At 71.7% G+C, this 1878-nt stretch carries 1 protein-coding gene and 1 pseudogene; both read left to right on the forward strand.

Annotated elements, in window-relative coordinates; genetic code table 11:
• Window positions 1-82: 82 nt before the first annotated feature.
• A complete protein-coding gene (lpdA, locus tag ACE3QP_RS21670; protein WP_374439149.1) occupies window positions 83-1477 on the forward strand; it encodes a dihydrolipoyl dehydrogenase in 1395 nt (464 codons plus the stop codon).
• Between the two features lie 217 nt (window positions 1478-1694).
• Window positions 1695-1878: pseudogene (locus ACE3QP_RS21675) on the forward strand (guanine deaminase); the annotation flags it as partial.

Consider the following 1878-nt stretch of genomic DNA (forward strand, 5'->3'; position numbering starts at 1 on the left):
GCGGCGCAATTCATCCAGGCCATGCGCGCGCTGCTCGAAACCCCGGCCCTGCTGTTCGTCGAGTGAAGCGGGAGGAATACACATGAAAGAAATCACCACCAAGCTGCTGGTCATCGGCGGCGGCCCAGGCGGCTATGTGGCTGCCATCCGCGCGGGCCAGCTCGGCGTTCCCACCGTGCTGGTCGAGGGCGAGAGCCTGGGCGGCACCTGCCTGAACATCGGCTGCATCCCGTCCAAGGCGCTGATCCACGCCGCGCACGCGTTCGACGCTGCACGCCACCAGGCCCACGGCTCGCCGCTGGGCATCAAGGTGCAGGAACCCAGCATCGACATCGCGCAGACCGTGCGCTGGAAGGACGGCATCGTCAAGCGCCTGTCCGGCGGCGTGGGCGCGCTCCTGCGCAAGGCCGGTGTGCAGGTACACAAGGGCTGGGCGCGCATCGACGACGGCAAGACCGTGACCGTGCAGCCCGCAGAGGGCGAGGCCGTGCGCGTGCGCTGCGAACACCTGCTGCTGGCCACCGGCTCCGAGCCGGTCGAGCTGCCCATGCTGCCGTTCGGCGGCGCGGTCGTGTCGTCCACCGGCGCGCTGGCGCCCGAGAGCCTGCCGCGCCGCCTGGTCGTGGTCGGCGCGGGCTACATCGGGCTGGAGCTGGGCATGGCCTACCGCAAGCTGGGTGTGGAAGTCTCCGTGGTCGAGGCGGCTGAGCGCGTGCTGCCCGGCTACGACGAGGAACTGACCCAGCCCGTGCTCGATGCGCTGGAGAAGAGCGGCGTGGTGCTGCACCTGGGCTGCAGCGTGCAGGGCTACGACGCGCAGCACGGCGTGCGCGTGCGCAGCGCGCGCGCCGACGAGTTCGCGCTGCCCGCCGACCGCGTGCTCGTGGCCGTGGGCCGCAAGCCGCGCACCGCGGGCTTCGGGCTCGAATCGTTGCAGCTCGACATGGCCGGGCGCTACGTGGCGGTGGATGCGCAGTGCCGCACCTCCATGCGCAACGTCTGGGCCATTGGCGACATCACCGGCGACCCCATGCTGGCGCACCGCGCCATGGCGCAGGGCGAGGTGGTGGCCGAGGTGATTGCGGGCAAGCACCGGCGCTTCGAGCCCATGGCCATCCCCGCCGTCTGCTTCACCGACCCCGAGGTCGTGGTCGTGGGCAAGACGCCGGGCGAGGTGCGCGCCACGGGGCTGGACTGCATTACTGCGGCCTTCCCGTTCGCCGCCAATGGCCGCGCCATGACGCTGGAGTCCACCGGCGGCTTCGTGCGCGTGGTGGCGCGGCGCGACAACCACCTGATCCTCGGCTGGCAGGCCGTGGGCCAGGGCGTGGCCGAGCTGGCCGCGGCCTTTACCCAGTCCATCGAGATGGGCGCGCGGCTGGAGGACGTGGCGGGCACCATCCACGCCCACCCCACGCTGGGCGAGGCGGTGCAGGAGGCGGCCTTGCGGGCGCTGGGTCACGCAGTTCATATCTGACACCCCCCTGAGTCGCCTTCGGCGCCTTCCCCCCGCTCTCGCAGCGCTACGCACTGCGGGCAGGGGGACGCCCCCGGCGCCCGCACGTGGGAATGCTGGCGGCCCTTGCGCGGGGGCTCTGGTCTGGGCCGCGCCTGTGGCATAGGCTGTGGGCGGGGCGCAGCGTGGGGGAGCATGAAGGTGCTCAGGAACCAGCGGCTCCGGTAAGCTTGCAGCCATGCACATCTACCGTTCCGCCCTGTTGCGCTTCTCCGATGACGGCCAGGCCATCTATGACGAGGATGGCCTGCTCGCCATCGGCCCCGATGCCCATGGCCGCCAGCGTGTGCAGGCAGCGGGCGCCTGGCACGCCCTGGCGCCGCAATTTGCAGGGCACCCGGTCACGCACTGGCCGGGACGCC

It is taken from the genome of Inhella sp., from assembly GCF_041912635.1.
GTDB lineage: Bacteria > Pseudomonadota > Gammaproteobacteria > Burkholderiales > Burkholderiaceae_C > Inhella.

Excerpts from the sequence above, each read along its gene's own strand:
- lpdA (WP_374439149.1), top strand. The coding sequence starts at position 83 with ATGAAAGAAATCACCACCAAGCTGCTGGTCATCGGCGGCGGCCCAGGC.